Source organism: Mesorhizobium sp. M4B.F.Ca.ET.089.01.1.1 (assembly GCF_004022605.1).
Classification (GTDB): domain Bacteria; phylum Pseudomonadota; class Alphaproteobacteria; order Rhizobiales; family Rhizobiaceae; genus Mesorhizobium; species Mesorhizobium abyssinicae.
This window is the reverse complement of sequence record NZ_RZOS01000011.1, coordinates 5001-30241: the sequence shown is the minus strand read 5'-3', so window position 1 is coordinate 30241 and position 25241 is coordinate 5001. Positions and strand designations below refer to the sequence as shown.

General features: G+C 58.7%; 19 protein-coding genes, 1 tRNA gene and 2 rRNA genes (1 of these 22 only partly in view). 16 read left to right on the top strand and 6 right to left on the bottom strand.

Annotated features, from left to right (window positions below; genetic code table 11):
- The first annotated feature begins 499 nt into the window (after positions 1–499).
- From EN780_RS02180 to EN780_RS02145, 8 genes are read left to right on the top strand one after another with little or no spacing between them, the layout of a single operon-like run.
- Positions 500–3031, top strand: coding sequence for a copper-translocating P-type ATPase (locus tag EN780_RS02180; RefSeq protein WP_128271834.1), 2532 nt, complete (start codon positions 500–502; stop codon positions 3029–3031).
- A 17-nt stretch (positions 3032–3048) separates the two neighbouring features.
- Positions 3049–3405 (top strand): cupredoxin domain-containing protein, encoded by a 357-nt coding sequence (locus EN780_RS02175; protein WP_245499849.1) that lies wholly within the window; start codon positions 3049–3051, stop codon positions 3403–3405.
- A gap of 10 nt (positions 3406–3415) precedes the next feature.
- Positions 3416–3673, top strand: coding sequence for a DUF2933 domain-containing protein (locus EN780_RS02170; RefSeq protein WP_128271830.1), 258 nt, complete (start codon positions 3416–3418; stop codon positions 3671–3673).
- Positions 3670–4350, top strand: coding sequence for an isoprenylcysteine carboxylmethyltransferase family protein (locus EN780_RS02165; RefSeq protein WP_128271828.1), 681 nt, complete (start codon positions 3670–3672; stop codon positions 4348–4350). Before EN780_RS02170 ends, EN780_RS02165 begins: the two co-directional genes overlap by 4 nt.
- Positions 4347–4811 (top strand): hypothetical protein, encoded by a 465-nt coding sequence (locus tag EN780_RS02160; protein WP_128271826.1) that lies wholly within the window; start codon positions 4347–4349, stop codon positions 4809–4811. Before EN780_RS02165 ends, EN780_RS02160 begins: the two co-directional genes overlap by 4 nt.
- Positions 4812–4815: 4 nt before the next feature.
- Positions 4816–5523, top strand: a complete 708-nt coding sequence (locus EN780_RS02155; RefSeq protein ID WP_128271824.1) for an ABC transporter ATP-binding protein — start codon at positions 4816–4818, stop codon at positions 5521–5523.
- A 4-nt stretch (positions 5524–5527) separates the two neighbouring features.
- Positions 5528–7891 (top strand): ABC transporter permease, encoded by a 2364-nt coding sequence (locus tag EN780_RS02150; protein ID WP_128271822.1) that lies wholly within the window; start codon positions 5528–5530, stop codon positions 7889–7891.
- Between the two features lie 5 nt (positions 7892–7896).
- Positions 7897–9129, top strand: coding sequence for an HlyD family efflux transporter periplasmic adaptor subunit (locus EN780_RS02145; protein WP_245499848.1), 1233 nt, complete (start codon positions 7897–7899; stop codon positions 9127–9129).
- 151 nt (positions 9130–9280) lie between these two features.
- Here EN780_RS02145 and EN780_RS02140 read toward each other — a convergent pair whose 3' ends face one another.
- Positions 9281–9559 carry a hypothetical protein gene (locus EN780_RS02140; RefSeq protein WP_245499847.1) on the bottom strand — a complete coding sequence of 93 codons (279 nt, stop codon included), beginning with the start codon at positions 9557–9559 and terminating at the stop codon, positions 9281–9283.
- A 1014-nt stretch (positions 9560–10573) separates the two neighbouring features.
- Between EN780_RS02140 and EN780_RS02135 the strand changes: the two genes are divergently transcribed.
- Together EN780_RS02135 and EN780_RS02130 are read left to right on the top strand one after the other, a co-directional pair.
- Positions 10574–11362, top strand: a complete 789-nt coding sequence (locus EN780_RS02135; RefSeq protein WP_128271820.1) for a hypothetical protein — start codon at positions 10574–10576, stop codon at positions 11360–11362.
- A gap of 502 nt (positions 11363–11864) precedes the next feature.
- Positions 11865–13490: a hypothetical protein gene (locus EN780_RS02130; protein WP_128271818.1), complete on the top strand. Its 1626-nt coding sequence runs from the start codon at positions 11865–11867 to the stop codon at positions 13488–13490.
- Positions 13491–13588: 98 nt separating this feature from the next.
- Here the strand turns inward: EN780_RS02130 and EN780_RS02125 are convergent, their stop codons facing one another.
- Positions 13589–14140, bottom strand: a complete 552-nt coding sequence (locus EN780_RS02125; protein WP_128271816.1) for a hypothetical protein — start codon at positions 14138–14140, stop codon at positions 13589–13591.
- A gap of 409 nt (positions 14141–14549) precedes the next feature.
- Here EN780_RS02125 and EN780_RS02120 point away from each other — a divergent pair, with 409 nt between their 5' ends.
- From EN780_RS02120 to EN780_RS02110, 3 genes are all read left to right on the top strand, one after another.
- A complete protein-coding gene (locus EN780_RS02120; protein WP_128271813.1) occupies positions 14550–14909 on the top strand; it encodes a hypothetical protein in 360 nt (119 codons plus the stop codon).
- The gene (locus EN780_RS02115) at positions 14906–15538 is read left to right on the top strand and encodes a hypothetical protein (RefSeq protein WP_128271811.1); all 633 of its coding nucleotides are present in this window, start codon (positions 14906–14908) and stop codon (positions 15536–15538) included. Before EN780_RS02120 ends, EN780_RS02115 begins: the two co-directional genes overlap by 4 nt.
- 168 nt (positions 15539–15706) lie before the next feature.
- Positions 15707–16144 carry a hypothetical protein gene (locus EN780_RS02110; RefSeq protein WP_128271809.1) on the top strand — a complete coding sequence of 146 codons (438 nt, stop codon included), beginning with the start codon at positions 15707–15709 and terminating at the stop codon, positions 16142–16144.
- 8 nt (positions 16145–16152) lie between these two features.
- Here EN780_RS02110 and EN780_RS02105 read toward each other — a convergent pair whose 3' ends face one another.
- Positions 16153–19485 carry a hypothetical protein gene (locus tag EN780_RS02105; protein ID WP_128271807.1) on the bottom strand — a complete coding sequence of 1111 codons (3333 nt, stop codon included), beginning with the start codon at positions 19483–19485 and terminating at the stop codon, positions 16153–16155.
- 187 nt (positions 19486–19672) lie between these two features.
- On the opposite strand from EN780_RS02105, the gene EN780_RS02100 reads away from it, so the two are divergent.
- From EN780_RS02100 to EN780_RS02090, 3 genes are all read left to right on the top strand, one after another.
- On the top strand, positions 19673–20122 hold the full coding sequence (locus tag EN780_RS02100; protein ID WP_128271805.1) for a hypothetical protein: 450 nt from the start codon (positions 19673–19675) through the stop codon (positions 20120–20122).
- The gene (locus EN780_RS02095; RefSeq protein WP_128271803.1) at positions 20119–20829 is read left to right on the top strand and encodes a hypothetical protein; all 711 of its coding nucleotides are present in this window, start codon (positions 20119–20121) and stop codon (positions 20827–20829) included. The genes EN780_RS02100 and EN780_RS02095 overlap by 4 nt, the downstream gene beginning before the upstream one ends.
- 198 nt (positions 20830–21027) lie before the next feature.
- Positions 21028–21573, top strand: coding sequence for a hypothetical protein (locus tag EN780_RS02090; RefSeq protein ID WP_128271801.1), 546 nt, complete (start codon positions 21028–21030; stop codon positions 21571–21573).
- A gap of 606 nt (positions 21574–22179) precedes the next feature.
- Here EN780_RS02090 and EN780_RS02085 read toward each other — a convergent pair.
- The 3 genes from EN780_RS02085 to EN780_RS02075 form a co-directional block, all read right to left on the bottom strand.
- Positions 22180–22256, bottom strand: a tRNA-Met gene (locus tag EN780_RS02085).
- Between the two features lie 231 nt (positions 22257–22487).
- Positions 22488–22602, bottom strand: a 5S ribosomal RNA gene (gene rrf, locus EN780_RS02080).
- Between the two features lie 157 nt (positions 22603–22759).
- Positions 22760–25241, bottom strand: a 23S ribosomal RNA gene (locus EN780_RS02075); it runs 342 nt beyond the window's last position.

Below are 25241 nucleotides of genomic sequence, written 5' to 3'. Positions count from 1 at the left end.
AAGCGGTACCTTCGGTGCGATCATGCTTGCGTTCGGGCTCGCTCTTTTCCTCTTGCTGACGCCTTTGGGCTCGACGCAAGCGCACGAGTTCGGCGCATCACCAGACGTTTCATCAGCCAAAGTCGTCCAGTCGGTTGCCGATTGCGAGGCCAATCGGCTGGCCTCGGCGACCTTTCTGTCGGCATCAACTCTGGACGAGTCAGGTTGCCATGACAGCCATGCCAATTGCGGCTTGTGCATGGGTGGACATTGTTTCGGTTGTTCGGCAGTTGCTCTATCAGCCTCCCCTGATATCGCCTCCGGAACTGAGCCTGGCGCCCCAGCATTCTCCGACCAATCGGGCTTCGCACTGACCAAGCCTGACGAAGCCTTTCGGCCTCCTCGTTCCGTTCTCTGACGACCTGCTCGGCGGGCAAATCTCACGCTCGCCGGCCCAGGCCGCTCTCTGTGCTGGGCCAACGCTGGCTCCGGTCGCGAACGTGTTTCAAGGAGAAAACCAATGAACGTGCGGACAGAAGCCGCAATCCCTGACCACCGGTCTGGTGGCTTGGCCGTGGAGCGCGAGTCGCTCACCCTCCGCATTGGAGGGATGACCTGCGCCCACTGCCCGCCAGCGGTCGAGAAGGCCATTCGAGCCATCAAAGGGGTCCAGTCCGCCTCGGTAAACCTAGCCACGCAGACGGCGAAGGTCGACTATGACCCGGCCCAGGCGAAGGTCGCGGAAATCCTGCGTGCCATCCGCTCAGTCGGTTACGCCGCCGGTACGGCGACGATGCGCATTCCCATCAAGAACATGCACTGCACTTCGTGCGCCATACGTGTCGAACTGGCGCTGAAGATGACTCCGGGCGTCATCGCCGCCCGAGCCAGTCTCGCGCCCAACGCAGTCAACATCGAGTATCAGCCGGAACGGACCGATTTCCAAGAACTGAGGAGGTCGATCGAATCCTCAGGCTACAAGGTCGCCGAGCCGAAGGTGAAACCCACGGACGAGACGCTGGACCCGGCCGAGGCGGCGAACGAGCAGGAATACCGCAGCCTGATGCGGAGGTTCTGGCTGGCCGCCGTCATATCCCTCCCGGTGATGGCGTTCAGCTACCCCGATCTCATTCCGGGGCTGCGCGACTGGATGCCCATGGGCAGCGGCACGCGACGGGTGGTTTGGACGTTGCTCGGCGTGCTGAGCCTGCCCGTCCTGCTCTGGTCGGGATCCCAGTTCTTTGTCGGCATGTGGGACGCGCTGAAGCACCGCGCGGCCAACATGCATACGCTGATCTCAATCGGCATCACGGCGGCCTTCCTCTATTCGGTCGTGGCCGTCGCATGGCCCGGGATCTTCCCCGACATGGCGCTGGCCGAAGTCTTCTGGGACGTGACCGACGTCGTCGTGGCGCTGGTCGTGCTGGGTCTCGCCCTCGAGATCAAGGCCAAGGGCCGCACCTCGCAGGCGATCAAGAAGCTGATCGGACTGCAGGCGAAGACGGCAAGAGTCGTTCGCGACAGCAAGGAAATCGACCTACCGGTCGAGGAGGTGCTGGTTAGTGACACGGTCATCGTTCGTCCCGGCGAGAAGATCCCAGTCGATGGTCAAGTAACTGCCGGATCGAGCGCGGTCGATGAGTCGATGATCACGGGCGAATCCATGCCGATCGAAAAACAGACCGGCGACGAGGTCATCGGCGGCACGCTCAACAAGACAGGCAGCTTCCGCTTCACGGCGACCAAGGTCGGCAAGGATACCGCGCTCGCAAGCATCATCCGCATGGTGAAGGACGCGCAGGGCTCGAAAGCGCCGATCCAGCGCGTCGTGGATACCGTGTCGGGCTATTTCGTGCCAGCGGTCATGATCGTCGCGATCCTGGCGGCAGTGGCCTGGTACGATTTCGGGCCCGAACCGCGGCTGATCTACGCCACGGTCATCCTGGTCACCACGCTGATCATCGCCTGTCCCTGCGCGCTCGGCCTTGCGACGCCGACCTCGCTCACGGTCGGCATCGGCAAGGGAGCGGAAAACGGCATCCTGATCCGCTCCGGCGACGCGCTGCAGGCGGCCGAGCAACTCGATGCAATCATCCTCGACAAGACAGGCACGATCACCAGGGGTGAACCGGCGCTGACCGACGTCGTCGTCACGCCAGGCCACGAAGAGACCGCCGTCCTGCGGCTCACTGCTTCCCTGGAGCGGGGCTCCGAGCATCCGCTGGCATCGGCCATCGTGAAAGGTGCCGAGGCGCGGAAGATCGAGCTGACCGGCGCTGAAGGTTTCGCGGCCATCCCGGGCCACGGCGTCAGTGGTCGCATCGACGGCCATGACGTGCTGTTTGGTAACTCGAAGCTCATGCGCGACCGGGGTGTGCCCGCAGACGTGCTGCTGCCGCAATGGGAACGCCTCGCCAATGAAGGGAAGACGCCGATGTACGTTGCGGTCGATGGGAAGGCGGCCGGGCTGATCGCGGTCGCCGACACCGTGAAGCCGGACTCCAGGGCGGCGATCGAAATCCTGAAAGGATTGGGCATCGAGGTCGTGATGCTGACCGGCGATAACGAGCGCACGGGTCGGGCGATCGCACACGAAGTCGGCATCGATCACGTGCTGGCGGAGGTGCTTCCGGACGACAAGGCGCACGAGGTGCAGAAACTGCAGCTCGAAGGCAAGTCTGTCGGCATGGTCGGCGATGGCGTCAACGACGCGCCGGCGCTCGCCCAGGCCGATGTCGGTTTCGCCATCGGCACCGGAACCGACGTCGCCATCGAGGCGAGCGATGTGACGCTCATCAGGGGCAGCCTGATGGGCGTCGTCACTGCCATCGAGATCAGCCGGGCGACGATGCGCAATGTCCGGCAGAACCTCGTCGGCGCCTTTGGCTACAACGCGCTGGGCATCCCGGTTGCGACGGGCGTGCTCTACCCGTTTATCGGGCTTCTGCTCTCTCCCCTGATCGCCGCTGCCGCCATGGCCTTCAGTTCGGTGACCGTGGTTACCAACGCCAACCGTTTGCGCTTCTTTCAGCCGAGGAGGACAGGCTCATGACACCCGACCGCTGGATAGTGACCGTCGCCGGAATAGGCCTGGTCGCGTTCATCATCTGGTTTTTCTGGCTCAAGCGTTCGAAGGGCATCAGGGCCGCGGAAACGAGCGGCGGCTACCAGGAGGCGATGATCCTCGTGAAGGGTGGCTATACGCCCGACACGATCGTCGTCCGCAGCGGCCGCCCGGTCCGGCTGAACTTCCGCCGTGAGGAGACGGCCTCCTGTTCGGACAAGGTGATCTTCCCCGATTTCCAGAAAAGCGCCGACCTGCCGACGGGTGAAACCGTCGCCGTCGAGCTGATGCCCAAGCAACCCGGCGAGTTCGGATTTTCATGCCCCATGGGCATGTTCCGCGGCCGCCTCGTCGTCGAATAGGAGACCTGCAATGTCGATGCACGACCACTCAGACCACGACCACCCGCAAGGTTCCTTTCTGACGTCCCGAGCAGGCCTCGTCCTGCTTGGCTTCCTTGCGATCGGCGGGTTCCTGCTCTTCACCGAGCACCGCGCCCATGTGCTTGGAGCGCTGTTCTATATGCTGCCGTTAGGCTGCGTGTTCATGCACTTCTTCATGCACGGAGGACATGGCCATGGCGGGCACGGCGGTCATCGCAACCAGCCCGACGAAAGGAATCCGTCATGAGCGCCGACACTCAAGCCTATGGCCTCTGGAGCCTGGTCATCGTCAATTCTGCCGTCTTCATCCTGTTCGCCTACAGCTTCTTCAAGCCGACGACGACCCGTGACTGGCGCTCCTTCGGCGCGTTCAGCGCGTTCCTGGTCGCACTGTTCGCGGAGATGTATGGCTTTCCACTCACCATCTACTTGCTGTCGGGCTGGCTGCAGTCGCGCTATCCAGGGGTCGACTGGTTCTCGCACGATGCCGGGCACCTGCTGGAGATGATGTTCGGCTGGCGGGTCAATCCGCATTTCGGACCGTTCCACCTGCTGAGTTTCGTATTCATCGGAGGAGGTTTCTGGCTGATCGCGGCTGCATGGCGCGTTCTCTACGACGCTCAGCAGCGCCGCTCTCTCGCGACCAGCGGACCGTATAGCTACGTCCGCCACCCGCAATATGTCGGCTTCATCCTGGTGATGCTCGGCTTCCTCGTTCAATGGCCGACGCTGCTGACGCTGGCGATGTTCCCGGTGCTGCTCGTAATGTATGTGAGGCTGGCACGGGCCGAAGAGCGCGAAGCGATCGCCGAGTTCGGCGATGCGTATCGCAAATACATGGCGCAGATTCCGGGGTTCATTCCAAGGTGGAATCGACTGTCCGGCGGCTCGGTCGGCGGTCCCGGACGAGACCTGGCGCCATGACCCAGCAGCGTCGATCCTGGCCGTTCTCGGCAATCCTGCTCTCCGTCTTCGGAGTGGCGCTGGCCTGCATCGGCGCCTTCTTCATGTTCCTTCGACCGCCGCTTCTGCCGGAAGACATGCGGTTGATCGGCCTGTCGCTGGCAGAGCTTCAGGCCGGGCAGCCGCGCATGGTAGCGTCGCTCGAACGCGTGTTTCAGGTGCTCGGCGGGTATGCCGCGGCGTCAGGCATTCTGACCGTCACAATCGCCGCGACGTCCTTCCGGCGGCACGACCGGGTCGCCTTGCCGGGTGTACTCGCCGCCGGTGTCGCCTCCATCGGATGGATGGTTGTTGTCAACTTCGTCATAGGATCCGATTTCCGGTGGGCGTTGCTGGCAGTCGCGATCCTCTGGGCGGCGAGCGTATGCCTGTTCGTGGTCGAGCTTAGGCAAGCCGCCATGCGTGCAGGGGGAATCGGGTAGCCCTATGTCCAACGCTGTCTTCACCGCAAAGGACCTCACCAAAACCTACGTCTCCGGCGAGACGCAGGTGCACGCCCTGCGCGGCGTGAATCTGGAGATTTCGGCAGGGGAAGTGGTCGTGTTGCTCGGCCCGTCGGGCAGCGGGAAATCGACGCTGCTCAACATCATGGGCGGTCTCGATCACGCGACCAGCGGCGACCTGTCATTCAAGGATTTGCGGCTGACCGACCTCGATGACCGGGGACTGACTTCCTATCGCCGCCGTTACGTCGGTTTCGTGTTCCAGTTCTACAATCTGATCCCCAGCCTGACGGCCTACGAGAACGTTGCGCTGGTCACCGAGATTGCGGACGATCCGATGCGTCCCGAGGAAGCCCTCGCCCTTGTCGGGCTGGAGCCGCGCATGCATCATTTTCCAGCGCAGATGTCCGGCGGCGAGCAGCAGCGCGTCGCTATCGCCCGAGCGATCGCCAAGCGTCCGGAGGTGCTGCTCTGCGATGAGCCGACAGGCGCGCTCGACTCCAAAACTGGCGTTCGGGTGATCGATGCATTGATGAAGGTCAACGCCGAACTCGGCACGACTACCGTCATCATCACCCACAACGCCATCATCCAGGAAGTCGCGCACCGCGTCCTGTTCTTCAGCGACGGACAGATATCGAAGGCCGTCACCAACGAGACCCGGCGCGCCGTGGCCGAGTTGCAGTGGTGAAAGCATGCGCGCGCTGGACATAAAGCTCCTCCGCGACCTCGTCCGCCTTTGGGCGCAGGCGTTGGCAATCGCGCTCGTGGTCGGCGGCGGGGTGGCAACGCTTCTGCTGGCCGTCGGCTCCTACCGTTCTCTCGACGAGACGAGGACTGCCTACTACGAGCGTTATCGCTTCGCCGATGTCTTCGCCACCGTGCGGCGGGCACCGAAGGCCCTGGTCGACCAGATTGCCGAAATCCCCGGGGTGGCGGCCGTCGATGCGCGGATCGCGCAATTGGCGCTTCTCGACATACCAGGCCAGACCGCACCGGCTACCGGAATCGTCGTCTCGTTGCCCGCGATCGGCGAGCCGAAGCTCAATCGCCTCTATATGCGTGCCGGCCGCACGCCCGATCCGAGCCGGGAAGATGAGGTCGTCGTCAACGAGAACTTCGCCGAAGCGCACCGGTTCACGCTGGGCTCAAGCTTCGCTGCAATCCTCAACGGTCGCAAGCGCGACCTGACGATCGTCGGCATCGCCCTGTCTCCCGAGTACATCTATGCCGTCGGCCCCGGCGACATCATGCCGGACGGCCGCCGATTCGGCGTCATCTGGATGTCCGAACGAGCTCTGGCCAGCGTCTACGATCTGGAAGGCGCCTTTTCGTCGGTGTCGCTGAAGCTGCTGCCGGGAACGTCGGAGCGTGAGGCGATGACGCGTCTCGACCGCCTGCTCGACCGCTATGGCGGGCGCGCTGCCTACGGACGCAAGGACCAGACATCGCATGCCTGGCTCGACCACGAGCTCGACATGCTCAACAACATGAGCCGCACCCTGCCGCCGATCTTCCTGCTGGTTTCGGCGTTCCTGGTGAACCTTACCCTCAGCCGGCTCGTCTCGCTCGAGCGCGAGCAGATCGGCCTGCTGAAGGCGCTCGGCTACCGCAACGCCAGCATCGTCCTGCACTACCTGAAGTTCGTAGGTGTCATCACGGGGATAGGCATCGCCATCGGCAGCCTGATCGGCACTTGGCTCGGCAGCTACGTGACCGGAATATTCGCCGACTTTTTCCGCTTCCCTTTTCTCCTGTTCACCAAGAGCCCTGATCTCTACGTCGCGGCGCCGGGTTTGAGCGTGTTTGCCGCGGCAATCCGCGCGCTGCGCGCCTTGCGCGAAGTCGTCAATCTGGCCCCTGCCGTCGCCATGCAGCCGCCGGCTCCACCGGTTTTCCATCGAACGCTGCCGCTGAGCCTCAGTCTGGCTGGCCTTGTCTCGCAGCCGACGAGAATGATGCTGCGCAACATCGCGCGTCATCCAATTCGATCGTTTTTTACCGCGTTCGGCATGTCGCTGGCGACGGCAATCCTGATCGTGTCGCTCTTCACGGGAGGCACGATGGAGCAGCTCATCGACGTCACCTACTTCCTGGCGGATCGACAGGACGTGACGGTCAGCTTTTTCGAGAAGCGTCCTCGGGAAGTGGCCTTCCAGATTGCGAGGCTTCCCGGCGTGCTGAACACGGAGCCCTATCGAGAAGTCCAGGTTCGTATCCGGAACGGCCATGTCGAGCGCCGCATCATGATCCGCGCCAGGCCACGCGGGGCGGAGCTCAACCGCATCATCGATGCCGACCTGCAGCCTGTAGTCCTGCCGGAATCGGGTCTCGCGATCTCGGGCATGCTTGCCAACATTCTGAAGGTGCGGGTTGGCGACACTGTCGAGGTCGATTTGCTCGACGGCGAGCGCCGAACGGTCTCGCTTCCTGTGGCGGCGTTGGTCGAGGACTATCTCGGCATTCGCGGGATGATGGATCAGGAAGCGCTCGCCAAGCTGCTGCACGAAGCGCCGAAGGCGAACGGCGTCAGCGTCAGCCTGGACAAGAACAGGCAGGATGAGTTCTACGCGGCGGTCGAGGCCCTGCCGGTCGTGAGCAGCCTGACTTTGCAGACGGCGTCCCTCGCCACTTTCCGCGACGCTGTGGCAATTCTGGTCACTACGATGTCTAGCATCTACACGGGGCTCGCGGCCGTCATCGCGTTCGGCGTGGTTTACAACAACGCTCGTGTCTCCCTCTCCGAACGGGCCAGGGAACTGGCAAGCCTTAGGGTGCTTGGCTTCACGCACGGCGAGGTGCTGCGCATCCTTCTGCTTGAACTCGCGCTGTTGACCCTGATCGCGCAGCCGCCGGGCTGGGCTATGGGCTACGGTCTTGCCTGGATCATGAAGACGAACCTTGCGGGGGAACTGATGCGGGTGCGGCTGGTCGTTGAGCCTGCAACCTATGTTTTCGCCAGTGCGGTCGTCATTGTGGCGGCTGTGTTCTCAGCACTGATCGTCCGCAGGCGAGTCAATCGGCTCGACCTCGTTGCCGTTCTCAAGACGCGGGATTGAAGACCATGCGTGGCAAATTGATGACCAACTGGATGAAGAGAATCGGCGGCATTGTTGCCTTTGGCCTGATCGCCGCGGCGGCGGTCTGGTTCGCATGGCCGCAACCGATCCCGGTCGACCTGGCGACGGTGGCCAAGGGCCCAATGGAGGTCACGGTCGACGATGAAGCCAAGACCCAGGTACGGCACCTCTATACGGTGTCGGCGCCGATTGCCGGCAAGGTTCTCAGGATCTCGCCGCCGCGTCATGTCGGGGATCAGGTCGCCAAGGACGAGACCGTGGTGGCGGTTATGCAGCCGACCACCCCCAGCTTTCATGACGTCCGCACACACGAGGAGTTGCTCGCGGCGCTGGGCGCGGCCGAAGCGGCCGTGACGTTCGCGGAAGCGGAAGTAAAGCGGCTCGAAGCGGCGCTCGCCTATTCGCGTACAGAACTCGATCGGGCGGAAAAGCTCGCCAAGACCGGGGCGATATCGCAGGGGACTCTCGACAAGGCGAGGTTCGAAGGCGACACCAACGAGGCGGCCTTGGCGAGCGCGAAGGCGCAGGTCGAAGTCCGGCGCAACGAGAAGGCGATGATCCAGGCGCGGCTCGGCCAGCCCGTCGACGACGATGTCGCGCAATCCGATCCGGCCTGCTGCATCCAGCTTCGTGCGCCAGTCAGCGGTCGCATCCTGAAGATCGCTCAGGAGAGCGAGGGCATGGTCCAGCCGGGCGCGCCGTTGGTCGAGATCGGCGATCCGCTCGATCTGCAAGTGGTGGCGGATCTGCTGTCGACCGATGCAGTCCAGATCAGGCCCGGCGCCGCCGTCCGGATCGACGGCTGGGGAGGGACTGAACTTCGGGGCAAGGTGACGCGTGTCGACCCAGCCGGCTTCCTTAAAGTCTCAGCGCTCGGGATCGAGGAGCAGCGTGTCCATACGGAGATCGACTTCGTCGACCCTCCCGAAAAATGGTCGCAGCTCGGGCACGACTATCGCGTGATCGTGCACGTGACCAGTTGGCGGGACGACAATGTCCTCACCGTTCCGGTGGCCGCGCTGTTTCGAACGGGTGATGACTGGGCGGTGTACCTCGCCAAGGCCGGACGAGCGCGTACGACCGTGGTCAAGATCGGCCATCGGGACAACAAAATGGCCGAAGTCGAGTCCGGCCTGTCGGCGGGGGATCGGGTCGTGCTGCACCCAAGCGACCGGGTGGGCGACGGCGTAGCCGTACGCGAGCGGAGTACCCATTAAGCTAAGGCTTAGGTGATGTCTGCTTTCGGATAACGATAGGGCGCACCTCTACGGCCGACATGAGCCCAAAGCGGACGTCGGAAAGCCTCGACGCGCTTCTGCTAGTTGGCGGTCTTCGGATGACCTGAAGGAGGCCAACTGGGCTGCAGCCTCATCCCTCGAAAATCGTCGAACGAAGAAGAGCCCGAATGTGCTCTGGCAGGTCGAGTTCGCCACGCGCCTCGATCTCCAAAAGATATCGGGCCTTGGCCAAGCGATCCCCACCGCTGACCGCAGGGTAGGCGCAAATGGCCAATAACGCCCTTTGCTCTTCCCGGCTGGCTCTGTCGTGGTCGCGACTGCTGCCATCCATCTCATGGATGGCCTTGCCGAACGCGGCGTATGCTGTCACATGCACCTCAATCAAAGCCTTCAGTTCGTCGGTTGGCACCAGGTCTCGACGCGCTCTCTTCTGTGGCACAAGCCTTCGCCGCCACTGTTGAGCCGAAGACGGCGGCGCCCGAGTGGGCGAGCAAGGCGCGGCGGTTGATCCTGGTCGTGGTGATCTCTCCCCTTCGTTCCGAAAGGCATATCGGACATCGCGACTATAGCCACCGTAGCACGATGGCCCGCGCATTCATGTCAGGATGGATGGCCCCATGGCCGAGCAAAGCGCCGGCACTCCGAACTCCCCCTTGCCGGCTCCAACCGTTGCCCGGTCATTGCCCGAAGCACTGCACATTGCATTAAGCCATCGAAACTATTCAGGAATCGTCATTACCGCAAGGTGCAGCGAATATTCAGACATTGTGAAATTGCTGCGTAACTAATTGAAAACAAACGACCGTCTGAGCACGCACGTTGCGGGTTTTTATCTTGCCATCTTCAACGGTCGTATTCTGCGAGACTTATTTGCTATCGTCGTTACTCCTCTAGGCTACGATGATACACTATTCTATGCTCGATGTCACGATTCGGTATTCTGGCGTCGAGTCCCAATGCGCCGTACAGTCTTCCGCGCTCGGCGACGGGTTAGTTGCGCTGCTTGTTTGCAGCACTGGAACGTCGTGACGCACTTTCCATCGAGCTGACCGAGCGTCGTCACAGGCAATCCGGCGCAACCCGGCCGTCTCGCGATCGGCGCGGCCGCATGCAGGATGACGTGCGTTCCATCGTTCCCGGCCTGCATTGATCCTCATCCGCCGGAGCGGATTTCCTGCATTAGTTGGCGTCCGAGAAAAATGCGAACACCATGAGTTTGAACTGCATTCGGACAGCTCAGCGGCGCTACAAAACCTTTGGAATGCGTGACGAGGCTAGCCGATGAAGGCTCGTCTTGACCGCAGCCAGATCGTCGGACTTGGAGCGTGCCATTGGCCAATATCGGCACTATGATTGTCGCTTCGGATGGCGACCGCGAGACACCAAGGTTGTATCGCCGCCCACCTAACGACGGATTCAACGAATGAACCGACCATTTTCTGAACGCTTTGGCTACAGCGGCCCGGATGCTGAAATTACTCTCCGCGAGGATGCCCCAGAGAACCTCCGCTTCGCAATCATTCAGATCGCGCACAACGCAGGGGGAAGCTGGAAGTGGATACGTGAGCAGGTTTGTGCGGTGCTTTTTGAAATTCCAGACGACAACAATTGGTCCGACGCGAATGTCCGTCATGAAGTAGTTGGACTGATCGCCGATTGCCAATGGTTCAAGGTATATGACATCGCTGAGGCCCTTTGGCGCGGGCTTAGTGACGACCCAGAAAATCAGGATCGATATCGGGAGGAACTCAACCGATTCTTCCGCGAAAAGGGCATCGGCTGGCAGCTAGAGGAGTACAAAGGCCTTACGTTCCGAGGCAGCGAAGGCTTCTCGGCCGTCACGGCGAAGGCACTGCAAGTACTTGAGCAAAGTGACAGGACGACAGCCGCCAACGAAATTCGCGAAGCACTGGGTGACCTTTCGCGCCGCCCAATTCCAGATCGCACCGGCGCGATCCAACATGCAGTTGCTGCCCTCGAAGCCACCGCACGCCATGTCACTGGGCAACCGAACAAGAACCTCGGTCAGCTCGTCGAGGGACTCGATTTGCCCAAGCCCCTTGACCAAGCCCTGGACAAGCTCTGGGGGTTCGCTTCACAGTATGGACGTCATCTCCGGGAAGGAGAGATGCCGGACGACGACCAGGCCGAGTTGGTTGTGAGCATCGCCTGTGCCGTTTGCATTTTCCTGATCAGTCGTAGGCCCGAGTAGCAGCTGAGGTGCACTGCCTAGTGATATGAACGGCTATCGATGTGAGTCTTTGCTGCTGGAATATCGACGAGACAGGACGCCAGCCGGAAATGAGGCAAATGCATTTCGGCGGAAGAGCGCGGGCTCGGTCTTCCGACCAGATCGAGACGATCACGAGCCAACCTTTGTCGTGGTTTGATGTGACCGACTAACAATTCGACGTGGCTTCGGTTGCCTGATGTCAGTTCGTGAAGGCCATGGACCTCTGCGCACAAAGTTCGGCTCGGATCGCGCCGAGCTTGTGTATGGGCAGCAGTCTGATGGCAGTCTGGTGCACATCTCAATAGCCGTCCGCGGGCTCGGATGCGATTGCGTCTGCCCCGGGATGTGCGGGAGTCGCCTGGTAGCCAAGACGTTGGCAGAGACGCCACATTTCGCGCACCATCATCGCGACGCCTGTGGCGGAGGTCCCGAAACTGCCCTCCACAAACTAGCCAAGCAGATTGTCCAAGAACGCCTTCTCTTGTTCGTCCCGAAGCGGATCGCGAGCCATGGGAATGTCGAACGGATCCTGCCAGGTCGAGAAAAGATTGAACTCGAGTCGGCAACTCTCGAATTCCATGATCCGCAACAGATAGTCCCTGATCTCTATGTCACCCTCGATGGACGAAAGCTGTTTGTAGAAATTGCGGTGACCCATCCTTGCGACGAAGAAAAGATTCGACGCATCCGCCAACACGGCATTGCGGCGATAGAAATCGACCTTTCGCACATAGCCAGGGATGCCGCGCCGGAGGTGGTTGCCGATGCTGTAATCCGCTCGGCCCCCCGCAAATGGCTGTTCAACGAGGCGATCGACAATGCTGTCATAGAGCTGCAGAAAGAGGCCAACGCCGCACGACTCGCTGCTGAGAACAAACTGACAGCCGATGCTCGACAGAAAGCCCGCGCCTACGACATTGCTCTGCGCTCGAGCCCGAAGGCTCTGCCCATATCGACCATCGATGTCTTGCGAGGCATCGGCCTAGACAAACACATCGGGATAGAGGTTGCCGGGCATGCGTGCTTCACCACGCATCCCACCAACTGGCAGGCTATTGTTCTGGCAGACGTCCTGTACGGCAAGGGGCTTGGAAAGAAGCTGCCAACGGCAGTTTCGGTGACAAAGCACCTTATGGATAAGGGCCTTGTCCGCGCGGAATTCAGATGGATCAGCAACGACCTTGAGGCGGCCGTCGAGGCGCTAGACAACCGCTTCGCCGCCCCATGGAGAGCTGTGGAGTTCTATCTGAAATATCTTACGGGAGTCGGCGTCGCACTGGATTGGACGCACGGTTTCGCAATTTCGCCGGCTATAGCCTCGTCCTGGTTCGATTGGGTCATTGAAGAGATGGGCAGGTCGGCCGCCCGAAAGGGAATAGAAGAAACGATAGGATGGCTTCTTGACCAACTGCCTGACGAAGAACGTCACGGCATGACGGTCGAGGATTGGCTGAATATGACCAATCCGGAAACCGGTGAACCCTACGCCGCCGTGCTGGAAAGCACGCGAACAATGCACCCGGTCGAAGCTGAGTTGCGGGCTATTGTTGGCCTTTTCAAAGGCACTAGGACTGACGTGCGTGAACTTTTGGGCCTTCCGATTGCAAACGAATGCGATCGCCGCCTGGCTGTGATTGCCACAAAGGAGGCGGAGAAGAAGGCCAGTGCTGCCGTGCAAGCTGAGACGATCAAGATCAATCGGCAGAACGAACTCGCTGAGTACGCCGAAACGGTGCTCGACGACCCGGACGCATGGCTGAACGAGGCGCATCCTGATCTCGACGGACGCTCGCCTTTGGAGGCCGCTTATCATGGCTATCACGCTGCCGGGAAGGCGCGGGAGATCCTTTCCGCGATCGAACGCCGCCAACAGGCTGACCGTGACAGCCTAGCCGAGGCAAACTTTTGGCGCCAGAAACTGCGCAAAGCGGTTGAACAGCGACTGAGCAAGGATGAGGCCGAAGCGTTCCTGAACGACAGAGATGAGGACTACAACCGCGCGACAGCCGTGATTTTTTGCCGGGACGAGGCAAGCTATCGATCAGTCCTCCGTAAGCTACATATATGGACCCAGGCGTTCGGCTCTCAGCGACACCGGCCATTCTAAGTTTCTGTAAGATACATCCGACTCAGAGCTGCTTGCCTGGCCACGGCCGAACAACGTGTTCTACGTTCTGGCGTCGAATCAAGGCGATCCTGTAGGCCCTAAGGTAAAAGCTTTGCTCCGAAAAAGCTGAGTTGTGCCAGTGGCCAAGCGAAGCCCAGAACGAAAGCAAGGGCGGATATTGTAAGGCTTGCCGCCCAAGCGACCTTGTACCGCAGGCTTCGTGTCCAAGCGCGTTCCGCTTTTGCATGCTTTTCGTGCGACTGTCTAATCAGCTCATTTCGCGCTTGATTTGCTTCATCGGCGAGCCGCTTAGGAGAAGCGATCACTTCGGGCATCGCTCTGATCGCTTCGTTGATCTGATCCCGGTTGTGCGATGTCGCGAAATGCTCGCCCTGTTCATCCGCGCGAAGAGCAAGGAAAAACAGGCTGGAACCCGCCGCGACGACGCCGACCAAAAATGACCAAAAGGATGGCGTGAGAAAGTGGAACACATAGGCCGGATCACGTAAGCTGGCGGCTAGCGAAGCCATGGATATTGCGCCACCTGCTGAACCGGCTCCGAGCCATATGTGAAGCTGCCGGCTGTAGGCTTCGCTCTCAGCGTTCTTGTTCTGAACGACCCGCAACGTGTCAGTTGTATCGATCTTCATCGTATGGCCCTCTGATTGCTCCTTTTATCAGATTCGCCGCCAAGGCGCGGCTTTGGTTCCAACAACGTCAGCCCGGATTGAGGGGGCCGGAGGAACTGAGGCTCTTGCGAACGGCCCTGGCGTCGGTACGCTGGACAAGAAGCGCGCGGGCAACGCGCGCAGAAAACAAGCCTACGGCCTGTGCCGTCTCCGAATTCCCTTTCAGGGATCGTCACCCGAATGGGCCGAAATCGCCTGCGGGTTCGGTGGCGGTAGCCATAGAGCCCGGCCGGCAAAGCCGGGACAGTGTCATCCTTGGCGACCTGCCGGAATCCAAACCACGCCCCTCAAATCCATGCTTCGACTGGGATGGCGAACCATGTAAAATCAGATCGCGCGACTCGCAGTATTTGTCGTTGAGCAGACGCACATGGATTTGAAAGAAGCCATTACCGAACGCCTGGTCTATATAGACGAATACCTTTCTGTTGCCGAAGTTCCGGTATCACAGCGGGCTACTCAGGCTGCGGTCCTTTTTGTCCAGGACTGGATCATCGAAATAGAGGGCGACGACAAAACCGATTTTTATGTGAAGCCGTGGTTTGCCGTCATCCACCATCATGTCAGCGAATGGTATCGGGAACACTACGGACCGGCGCTTGATCGGAACTCGAGCTCGACGGCTACGGGCGTCATCCTTGTGCGCGGCGTGCCGGTGAGGTTGCGGTGCCCCTTAACCGCCGCACTGTTGAGACGCCTGGCGAGACGTTCTGGCTGCACTTTCCGGTGACGATTGAGGACGGCGAAGATCCCGAGAATTGGCTGGTCGGCTCCCCGCCAATAGACAGGCTCGATCGGAAAGAGCGCACAAAACTTAATGCAAAGCTGGCGAATGTCGGCACGGGTTTGCGGTTGATCCGCATCAACATGATGGGGATCAAACCCCGCGACGAGACGGTAAACGGCCTTCTGGAAGGGGTTCTCTCTGAATTCGAGAGTGCCGCCGACAATATCCTGCGGAAGGATGTTGCTGGCCGGGGAGCTGCCTTGTGGTCGCTGCAAATGGCCGTTGAAAAGACCCTGAAAGCCTTTGCGCAGCACAAGACCGGCACCTTCCGGCAAACGCATGATCTGTTCGTACTCTATGACGATGTAAGGGATCAGGGCATTGGCGCGAAGCGCGATTTGCTCAAGAAGATGCCAAGGGAGCCGCAAATCATGTCCGACCGATATGGACTCGGCGGCACACCGGCAATCTTCGAAGTGATGAACGCCTACAACGCGGCTCTTGCATTCGTCAGCGAGGCATCACACTCATTTGCACGCGAGCTCTACGTTGGCGGCGCGCGGTTTCTTTTGAAAAAGCCGCCCTGGCTGGAACTCCCGCCGGCTGCGAAACGAGAGGAAAACCGGGCATGACCCTGTCTATCCTCTCTCCGATTGTGTCGGCGATTGCGCTAATGGTGTCACTCTTTACCCTATGGTTTCACGGTTCTGCGCCGGGGAACGATCCGGAGCACGCATCCGGTATTTGTCGCCGTTCGATATGACTTCGCGAGCAAGGCGGTTCCGCAGGCGAAGATTTTTTTGCGGGCGCTGCTCTTCAGTACCGGCAAGCGTGGCCGTGTTGCGGAGAGCCTTTTCCTGCGCGTGCATCATGGCGAGCAGCAGACTGAGTTTTCGTTCTGGGATATGGGCGACAAGGACCTTGTGAGGGGGAGCGGTCTGTTCGTTCCGGAAACGGGCATTGCCACGAACCACCATTTCAATCCGCTCGATGCTGACGAGCTGTTTTTGTTTCAGCCCGGAATCTACTCAATCGAACTGGTAGCAAAGCTCCTCGGACGACGAAAACTAACCTCCTTGTGGCGGATACCGCTGCAAATTCCGGATGGTGCGTTCGGCGATGACATCACTCCTGATACGGCGGTGTTTTTCAACTGGTCGGCAGAAACGGGAAGATACGTCGCATCGGTGGAAAGTCGTCCGGGGCAACCACCCAATTCTCCTGCTCTTGGAAACTGACCGAAGGTCTAAGCCTTTCTATCTCGGCCTTTCTGCTGCTCAGCCTTTTTCCGCAACGTCTCGATTACCGGCGCGTCAGGTTGGTCAGGAGGGATGATCGGCGGATCGTCGAGATCAAGAACGACGGCATCGGGATCACTTGCTCCGATCTGCCAAGCTTCCTTTATCTCAAGGTGATATTTTCCGATTCCCAGCCCCAGCATGGGCTTGGGTTCCGCATCCAGTGAGGGCAAGTGTGCGGGCGCCAGAAGATAGCGTCCGTCGCGCTTCAATTGCCGAATGAAGTTCCGGAGATGAATGTCATTTTTTGGCTGCATGACGTTTATGCGCGACACGAAGCCCACAAGCTTGTCGCTCTCTGGAAGATTCTTTTCGACATTAGGTCCCACAACCACGGCATAGGCGAACGGGTTCTTGGACGAAACGCCGCGTATGACAGCGATACGCAGGTCATTGTCGGGATCGTGCTCGCCAAAACGCTCCCGGAAGCCATCGAATATAGCTTTCCCGGCCTCCGCGTTCTCGAATGCGATGCCGAGCACGGGAGGCGGCGCGTCCTTATCTGGCGAATACATGAAGAGCGTTGCACGCCAACGTGCATCGTTCCATTTCGACACAACGATCGGCGAAACGATCTTCATGTCCGTGTGCTTCATGCGCTTGGTATCGAATGGAAAGCCGTCCATCGGTTCTTCCGAAACGGAGACACCGGATTCCGGGTCGATAATTTCCGACGGCACCCAAGGTTCCGCGCGTATCGCATCGTATGATCGGTCGGTCGACGCTACCCAGCATTCAAGAGACAAATGATCCATGTCACCGAAGAAACTGCCCGTGATCAAAGGGATATTTGAGAATGTAAGCGCCCGATCAAGCGCGTTTTCTTCGGCGAATACCTGTTTGCTCCATCCCTCTACGTCATCCGGAATCGCTATTCTAATGATGACCTCAACGGCAGCTGTTTTCAGCCATTCAACAAAGGCGAGAACGTCCGCCTTCGTTGTCAGCTCGAAATGTGCCGGATGTTGAATGACTCCAACCGGAATCCCCATGCGGTCTTCGAATGTCAGGATCGGAGCATTACCACTCGTCGTGACTGGATCAACACGGAATCGGATTCTCTCCAGATGAGGTAGTAGTCTATGCTCCAGGCTCGTGGCGAGCAGTGCTTCAATTCCGCCGAGCAATGCCTCTGAAACCGCCAGTGACACAAGGTTGTTTGCGGCCTCGATGATGATCTGGCATCCTACGACAGCGCTGGTCAGCTCAACCGTTGCGCCGGAATAAAGTGAGATGTTCCTGACGAAAAAGTCGTTGCCGAAATAGGCGTACCAGCGATTGAAAGTGTCCTCTATGTTGGCGGCGCTTTCTGTATCGGGCCACCAGCCTTCCTCCCTGGCGACTTGATCTTGGCCCAGCCGGAAAAGAGCAACCAGCCGCGCCTCCGGCATAGCCAGGCGCTCGAGAGCATCGGGCAGAGAGCGGATTTCCGCTAAATCTGAGTCGACCAATCTGAGTAGTAGTCCGCCAAACATCCGGGAATCGAATAGACGCGCCTCTTCATAATGTTGGCGCGATTTCTCATCATGAGCCTGCGCTCCCCGTACAAGCATAGCGAGCTCGTGAGACTGAATGGCATACAAAGTCCGCCCCAGTCTGCATTCCATGTGAAACAGTCGCTTTAGGTGCGTGGGATTGACGACAGAGATGTTGCCAGTCCGTGTAAACTCCGCGAGATCTTGAGACACGGCCGCAAACGCGTAATTTCGGGCGGCCCAGTAAAGGCCGGCTTCCTCGAAGGCGAGGCTTGAACCGAAAAGTACTTCGGAAAGTTCGTCGCGATATTCTTCCTTAACAAGTAACCCGACCGCACGGCCAAACCACCGAATGGCATCGAAATGCAGGCCTTTTTCAAGTTTCTGGAAGGCTCGTTGGCTGTTCTTCTTGCCGGCCTCGCCCTCGCTTCGGCGGCTGGCAAGCAAGTCCGTAACTTGCTCGTAAAGCTCATCGAATTCCGGGCTTTCGGGTATGTGTTTGCCGAGTTCGGTTAGCCCGTCGGCAATGCTTTCGAAGGGGAAGGCACCCAGGCCATCGGCATCCTTCAATACAAGCTTGAATCGCTTCCAGATATCGATGAGGGCGTCTGGTCCCTTTTTGCCAGCCTCGACAATCTCAAGCATGAGAGCCAGAGAGCGCGCGTGCAGCGAGTTGTTCGGACGGGCCTCCAGATTAATCACGCGTGCCAGCGCCTCTCGGGCGCGGACCAAACGTTGATCGAGTTGAGCGGTATCGGGTGTCAGCAGTTCCTGAGTGACGGAGAAATGGAGCAGCGGTAGAATATTGGTCAGACGCTCCAAGTCATCGGAGTCGTCCGAGGACAGGGCCAATGTCTCCACCTCAGCGTAGAGTTCTGAGGTTTTTGTTGGATCGTCGAACCAGAAGAAGGCGGTCCAGGCCCAATTGTAGACTGCGGCCAGTTGCTGTTTGGCGCTGCCGTGTTTGCGCGCGAGGCGAAGCGCCCGGTCTAGTTTTCCCTCGACCTCATATCGGGGACGCTCCAGTCCACGCGAAAGGACCCCTGCACGAATACAGTCATCGACTAAGTTGGAAAGATTTCCGTTATATTTTGAGCCGTCTCCAATCCGGGCTTCGAGTTCTTCTAGCTCCGCAATTCGTTGGGAATCCCGCGGGCCGACGCGATTGGCCTCTTCCGTTTTTTCACGCCCGACGCCCAGCGTCTCAACGACGATATCAAGACTGTGCCCTTCGAAGACCTTGTTTAGAATCCACGTCTTATCGAGGATAGTTACGGGAATTCCGTATCTCTCCTCAAGCGCGTCTTGCATCGACGCGCTGTCCTTGGACGGCACAAATTGATTTGTGACGAAGTAGATCCGGGGATAGCCACGCCCGGTCTCCGCAATGCTCTTCACGTCTTTGCGGATTTTTTTCTTCCAGTCTGCCGCTGCGCTGAATGCGAATGCCCAGCGCTGATCCGCCCCCGCTCGATCAGGAATGAACCATCGCTCAGAAATCGCAGAAGAGACCGGGTATGTTTCCGAATCGGTCTTGCCGTCGCCCCCACCCACAGGCCCCGTTTGGGGTCGCAGGTTAGGAGAAATGAACTTCTCACAGAGCCGGCGAGCAAACTCCTCGAACGTGGCCTCGTCTTTTTGATTGGTGAGAGTTTCAAGGTGGTATGAGAGCACCTCTTTTGACACGCTATGGACCGCCGAGACGGTTGTGTCGGAGAACAGGTCTGGATGTCGTGCGCGCATGTAGTTGGAAGGCGCACCCTCGGAAAGCTGCCGAACTACTGTTTCGTTCGAATCTGAATCCATCCACTAAGTTTATCCGAGTCGGATGGCCGAGCTAAGGAGAATTGGTTGAGGTTTGCGGCAAGATATCTCCGTGCTGGCGCAGGCCGTCTGTGGGCGACGGCGGCAGTGCGGTGACCAGGGGCGGCGTGCTCAAGCTTGACGTGACGATGGAACGGGCTTGTAAGTGATCACACACTGCGGGTAACCGATGACCAGCCGACAAATCCAGAACATCACGGAGCGACTGCCCTACTCTCTGAGAGAAGGTGTGAACGGCTATGTTGACGCCGTTGCCGCCGTCGTTCCTGACATCGCGAGGGACGCCCGCGTCGAAATTAGCGGCGACAGGCTGGACCAATTCCTCCTCATCGTTGCCATCCGCAGGATCTGGTCCACTGTAAACAGCCAGTTCTGGATCATGAACGACTGCATCAGCGTGGCAACGCGAACACCTCCGGGGTCGGAAGGCCCGCCTCAAACACGCGGCTTCCGCATTGGGCGCGACGAAATCAGCCAAGAGTCCTCGGCAGTCGCGGAAGGGAGAGACCTTCGTCAGGAACTCTATAAGTTGATAGTTAAGCTCGACATCGAACAACTCGTTGCGGAAAGCAGCAGTCTGAGTGATGTGGCCGCAAAGATGTTTGCGAGGGAAGGTTGAACGTCGCCGAAATTGAGAAAGAGCTTAAAGCCTTCATTAACAAGCACTCCGTTCAATTCGAGCACTTGGCGGTTAGGGAGACTGCACTTCTAGAGCTTGGCGCCCTTACTATGGCGACCGAACACTATCGGCTAGCTGGGTACACCGTCACGGTGGAGAACGCGATCAACGGCCTCTTCGTAGCCAAGCTGTCGTCTCGCGGGTACCCATACAATTTCTCATGGTTTAAGTGTGTTAAAGGTGACGAGCTTTACGAGATACATTCGAACCTGTCGGTGATGGGTGGCCATAAAGACGATGCAGTCTATGTCGTCGACGTGGCTGTCGTTGTAGGCGACGACAAGGTGCCAAAGGCCAAACCAAAGCAGAAATGGGTGGCGCTGGACAACAAGGCGCTGGCGACGTTCGCTGAAGTGAAAAAGCTGGTCGTGTACCCGATGCTACTCGCTCAGTTCATCGGAATTGTACACGAAATTACGCCTTCGAAGCTCAAAAAGCTGAAGCACGGCCCGCCTGCCGACAACCACTTCCCGCCTTCTCTGATCACGCTAGGGTATTTGACCGCGACCTCAAGCAAGGCGCTAAAGGGGTTTGCGAAACGGAAGTTCAGGGTTTGCGTCGTCCACAACTTCGATATGTACCTCTCGCAGATGAGACGAGGCGAGGCTTCGAAGTCGCCTTTCGTGATGGTCCAGACCATCCTGTAATAGAAACCCGTCTGAAGGCGGGCGGATCCGAAGTCTGACGTTGTGCGGTCATCAGACGCAGCGCTGATGACCGCTTCGCCGCGCGGGAACTTTCCTTTCCTGTCATCTTTCGCCAGGAATCCGACGCATCCCGGGCGCGAAGTCGCTATATAGCAAGCGAGAATCCCAAATCCCCCGCCTCCCAAGCAAGCTCGACGAATGCAGCACGAGAATTTTCACTACAACGGCACGCTGATCGACCTGAGCCACCTCGGTCAGACGAGCGCCGATTTCAACTGGACTACCCCGAACGGGAACCAGACCTACCGGGTGTGGCTCCGGTATTCAAACCATTGCTATTCCAGGGAACTCGACGAAGGCGAGGACCAGGCTGACGATGCCTACGTAGTAGAGACGACGCCCAAGCTCCGGGTGTATTGTCCGGAGAGGTACGGCCAAACCGAGAGGCTGATGGGGATGATGGGCACCCTCTTCGAGAAGCCCACCTCGAAGGTCGCGCTCACCCACGACAAGAACTGGACCACCTTCCAGCTCTACCTACCACCTGAGGGAGGTGGACAGCAAAGGTACTGCGCTTTCTTCAGGGTCAAGAACTCGGCAGGGCAGCCGGACGACCCCAACCTCCACTTCCTCGACATGCACGTCGAGAGCGCCTACGTCAGGACGAACATGGTCCAGACCGTACGGTCATGCCCTTTCGGCATGGTCGCACATATGACCAAGCACCAGATACGCTACTTCTGAAATGAGGTGGGGGACCGTCTCCGGTCCCCCATAGATATCCTCGACAATGTCAAACCCGAAGGCCCACAGCCATAAGCAAGTGATCAGGGTGACCCCTGATGACCTCGGTACTATCAGTCCGTAAGGACCTCAGTCGATCTGCACCGATGACCAGAACATAGGGCAAGGAGGGTTACAGGTCAAGGCAACGCACTCTCTCTTGGTCAACAGACCCGTACCATGCCTCGGTACATGCCCCCTAGAGGAGCCTCATACATAGTACCCCATCCACCCCCAAGGCAACCCAGGATGATCACCATGACCATCATGATGGTCCGGGCAGCATGGACATATCCCACGTCTAGCTAATGGTTGCGCTGCTGGTGATGACAGTCGTCACTCTTCCGATGCGGTACGGCCAGCACGAGGTCGATCGTCGAATGGCAGCTCTGAGCCCGACTTGAGGTCGGCTGCAGGACGGCAGCTATCAGCGCGGCGCTCGGCGCCATTTGAGATGTGCAACACGTTCCCAGTGTGGAGTGCTGCCCTCACCGAGACGCTCCTGGCCTCCAAAACGCAAAAAACCGCCCCGGCTAGACCGGGACGGTTATAGATTTATGATAAAATTGGTTGCGGGGACAGGATTTGAACCTGTGACCTTCAGGTTATGAGCCTGACGAGCTACCGGGCTGCTCCACCCCGCGTCAACTACGAGCAAGCGTTTGCTTGCGACCACGAGCAAGCGTTGGCTTGCGTCCTTAGAGGTAAGTTTTAGCTTACCGGAATCAAGAGGTCTGCCAAATGAAAGGGCCGCTTGCGCGGCCCGGGCTCCCGTTTGGCGGGCCTCATGCATGTCGCTCAAAAGTGTTAGCGGTTTTGAGGCAACGCCATGCATCACAACAATCGTAATGAGAAGATGAACGTGCGTTTGGCAGACCTGGCAGCGACCTACTCTCCCGCGTCTTGAGACGAAGTACCATCAGCGCTGGAGCGTTTCACGGCCGAGTTCGGAATGGGATCGGGTGCAGCCGCTCCGCCATAACCACCAGGTCGGCAAAACGCACGTTGTTCGAGAAGCTTTTTGAGCGAATAGCCGATGGTGAGCAGCCGATAGGGGACCCTATTTGCTGCTTCTCCAAGCTGTTCGCTGGTCTTTGTTGTGCTCTCACATCCTCCCTTTTGGGAGCGATGGATATTAGGAATGAGAACGATCAAGCCGATCGAACTATTAGTACCGGTAAGCTTCAAGCGTTGCCGCTCTTCCACACCCGGCCTATCAACGTGGTCGTCTTCCACGGTTCTCAGGGAATACTCGTTTTAAGGTGGGTTTCCCGCTTAGATGCCTTCAGCGGTTATCCCGTCCGGATATAGCTACCCTGCTATGCGGCTGGCGCCACAACAGGTCCACCAGAGATCCGTCCATCCCGGTCCTCTCGTACTAGGGACAGATCCTTTCAATATTCCTACACCCACGGCAGATAGGGACCGAACTGTCTCACGACGTTCTGAACCCAACTCACGTACCGCTTTAAATGGCGAACAGCCATACCCTTGGGACCTGCTCCAGCCCCAGGATGCGATGAGTCGACATCGAGGTGCCAAACAACCCCGTCGATATGGACTCTTGGGGGTCATCAGCCTGTTATCCCCGGCGTACCTTTTATCCGTTGAGCGATGGCCCTTCCACGCGGGACCACCGGATCACTATGACCGACTTTCGTCTCTGCTCGACTTGTCAGTCTCGCAGTCAGGCAGGCTTATGCCATTGCACTCAGCGAACGATTTCCGACCGTTCTGAGCCCACCATCGCGCGCCTCCGTTACTCTTTAGGAGGCGACCGCCCCAGTCAAACTACCCACCATACATTGTCCCGGACCCGGATAACGGGCCGCGGTTAGACATCCATAGAGATAAGGGTGGTATTTCAAGGGTGGCTCCACCAAGGCTGGCGCCCTGGCTTCAAAGCCTACCACCTATCCTACACATGCCACTACGAATGCCAATGTAAAGCTATAGTAAAGGTGCACGGGGTCTTTCCGTCTAACCGCAGGAACCCCGCATCTTCACGGGGAATTCAATTTCACTGAGTCTATGCTGGAGACAGCGGGGAAGTCGTTACGCCATTCGTGCAGGTCGGAACTTACCCGACAAGGAATTTCGCTACCTTAGGACCGTTATAGTTACGGCCGCCGTTTACTGGGGCTTCGATTCAGAGCTTGCACCCCTCCTCTTAACCTTCCAGCACCGGGCAGGCGTCAGACCCTATACGTCGCCTTGCGGCTTCGCAGAGCCCTGTGTTTTTGATAAACAGTCGCTACCCCCTGGTCTGTGCCACCCTCCTCTGCTTGCGCAGAAAAGGGTCACGCTTCTTCCGAAGTTACGCGTGCAATTTGCCGAGTTCCTTCAGCATAGTTCTCTCAAGCGCCTTGGTATACTCTACCAGACCACCAGTGTCGGTTTCGGGTACGGTCTATAAGGAGGAGCTATTTCCTGGAACCGCTCCGCTGCCCAACCAATCCGATAAGGTTGAACAACTTGTGCGATCCGTCACTACCTCCAGGCCCACGAATATTAACGTGGTTCCCATCGACTACGCGTTTCCGCCTCGTCTTAGGGGCCGGCTAACCCTGCTCAGATTAACTTTAAGCAGGAACCCTTGGTCTTTCGGCGGGGGAGTCTCTCACTCCCCTTACGTTACTCATGTCAGCATTCGCACTTCTGATACCTCCACCGCCCCTCACGGGTACGGCTTCATCAGCTTACAGAACGCTCCGCTACCGCTCGTGATTGCTCACGAACCCTAAGCTTCGGTGTATGGCTTTAGCCCCGTTACATTTTCGGCGCAAAGACCCTTATTTAGACCAGTGAGCTGTTACGCTTTCTTTAAATGATGGCTGCTTCTAAGCCAACATCCTGGTTGTTTTGGGATCCTCACATCCTTTCCCACTTAGCCATAACTTGGGGACCTTAGCTGTAGGTCAGGGTTGTTTCCCTTTTCACGACGGACGTTAGCACCCGCCGTGTGTCTGCCGACTAGTACTCCCAGGTATTCGGAGTTTGGTTAGGTTTGGTAATCCGGTGAGGACCCCTAGCCCATCCAGTGCTCTACCCCCTGGGGTATTCGGTCGACGCTCTACCTAAATAGATTTCGCGGAGAACCAGCTATTTCCGAGTTTGATTGGCCTTTCACCCCTAGCCACAAGTCATCCCGAACTATTGCAACAGTTATGGGTTCGGTCCTCCAGTAAGTGTTACCTTACCTTCAACCTGCTCATGGCTAGATCACTCGGTTTCGGGTCTAATGCGACGAACTGAACGCCCTGTTCAGACTCGCTTTCGCTGCGCCTACACCTACCGGTTTAAGCTTGCTCGTCACACTAAGTCGCTGACCCATTATACAAAAGGTACGTGGTCACCCTTGCGGGCTCCCACTGTTTGTAGGCAATCGGTTTCAGGTACTCTTTCACTCCCCTTGTCGGGGTGCTTTTCACCTTTCCCTCACGGTACTAGTTCGCTATCGGTCATGCACGAGTACTTAGGCTTGGAAGGTGGTCCTCCCAATTTCAGACAGGATTTCACGTGTCCCGCCTTACTCGAGGACGATTGATCGCATTACGCGTACGGGGCTGTCACCCGCTATGGCCCTACTTTCCAGAAGGTTCCGCTTGTCTCTCAATCGCCACTGGCCT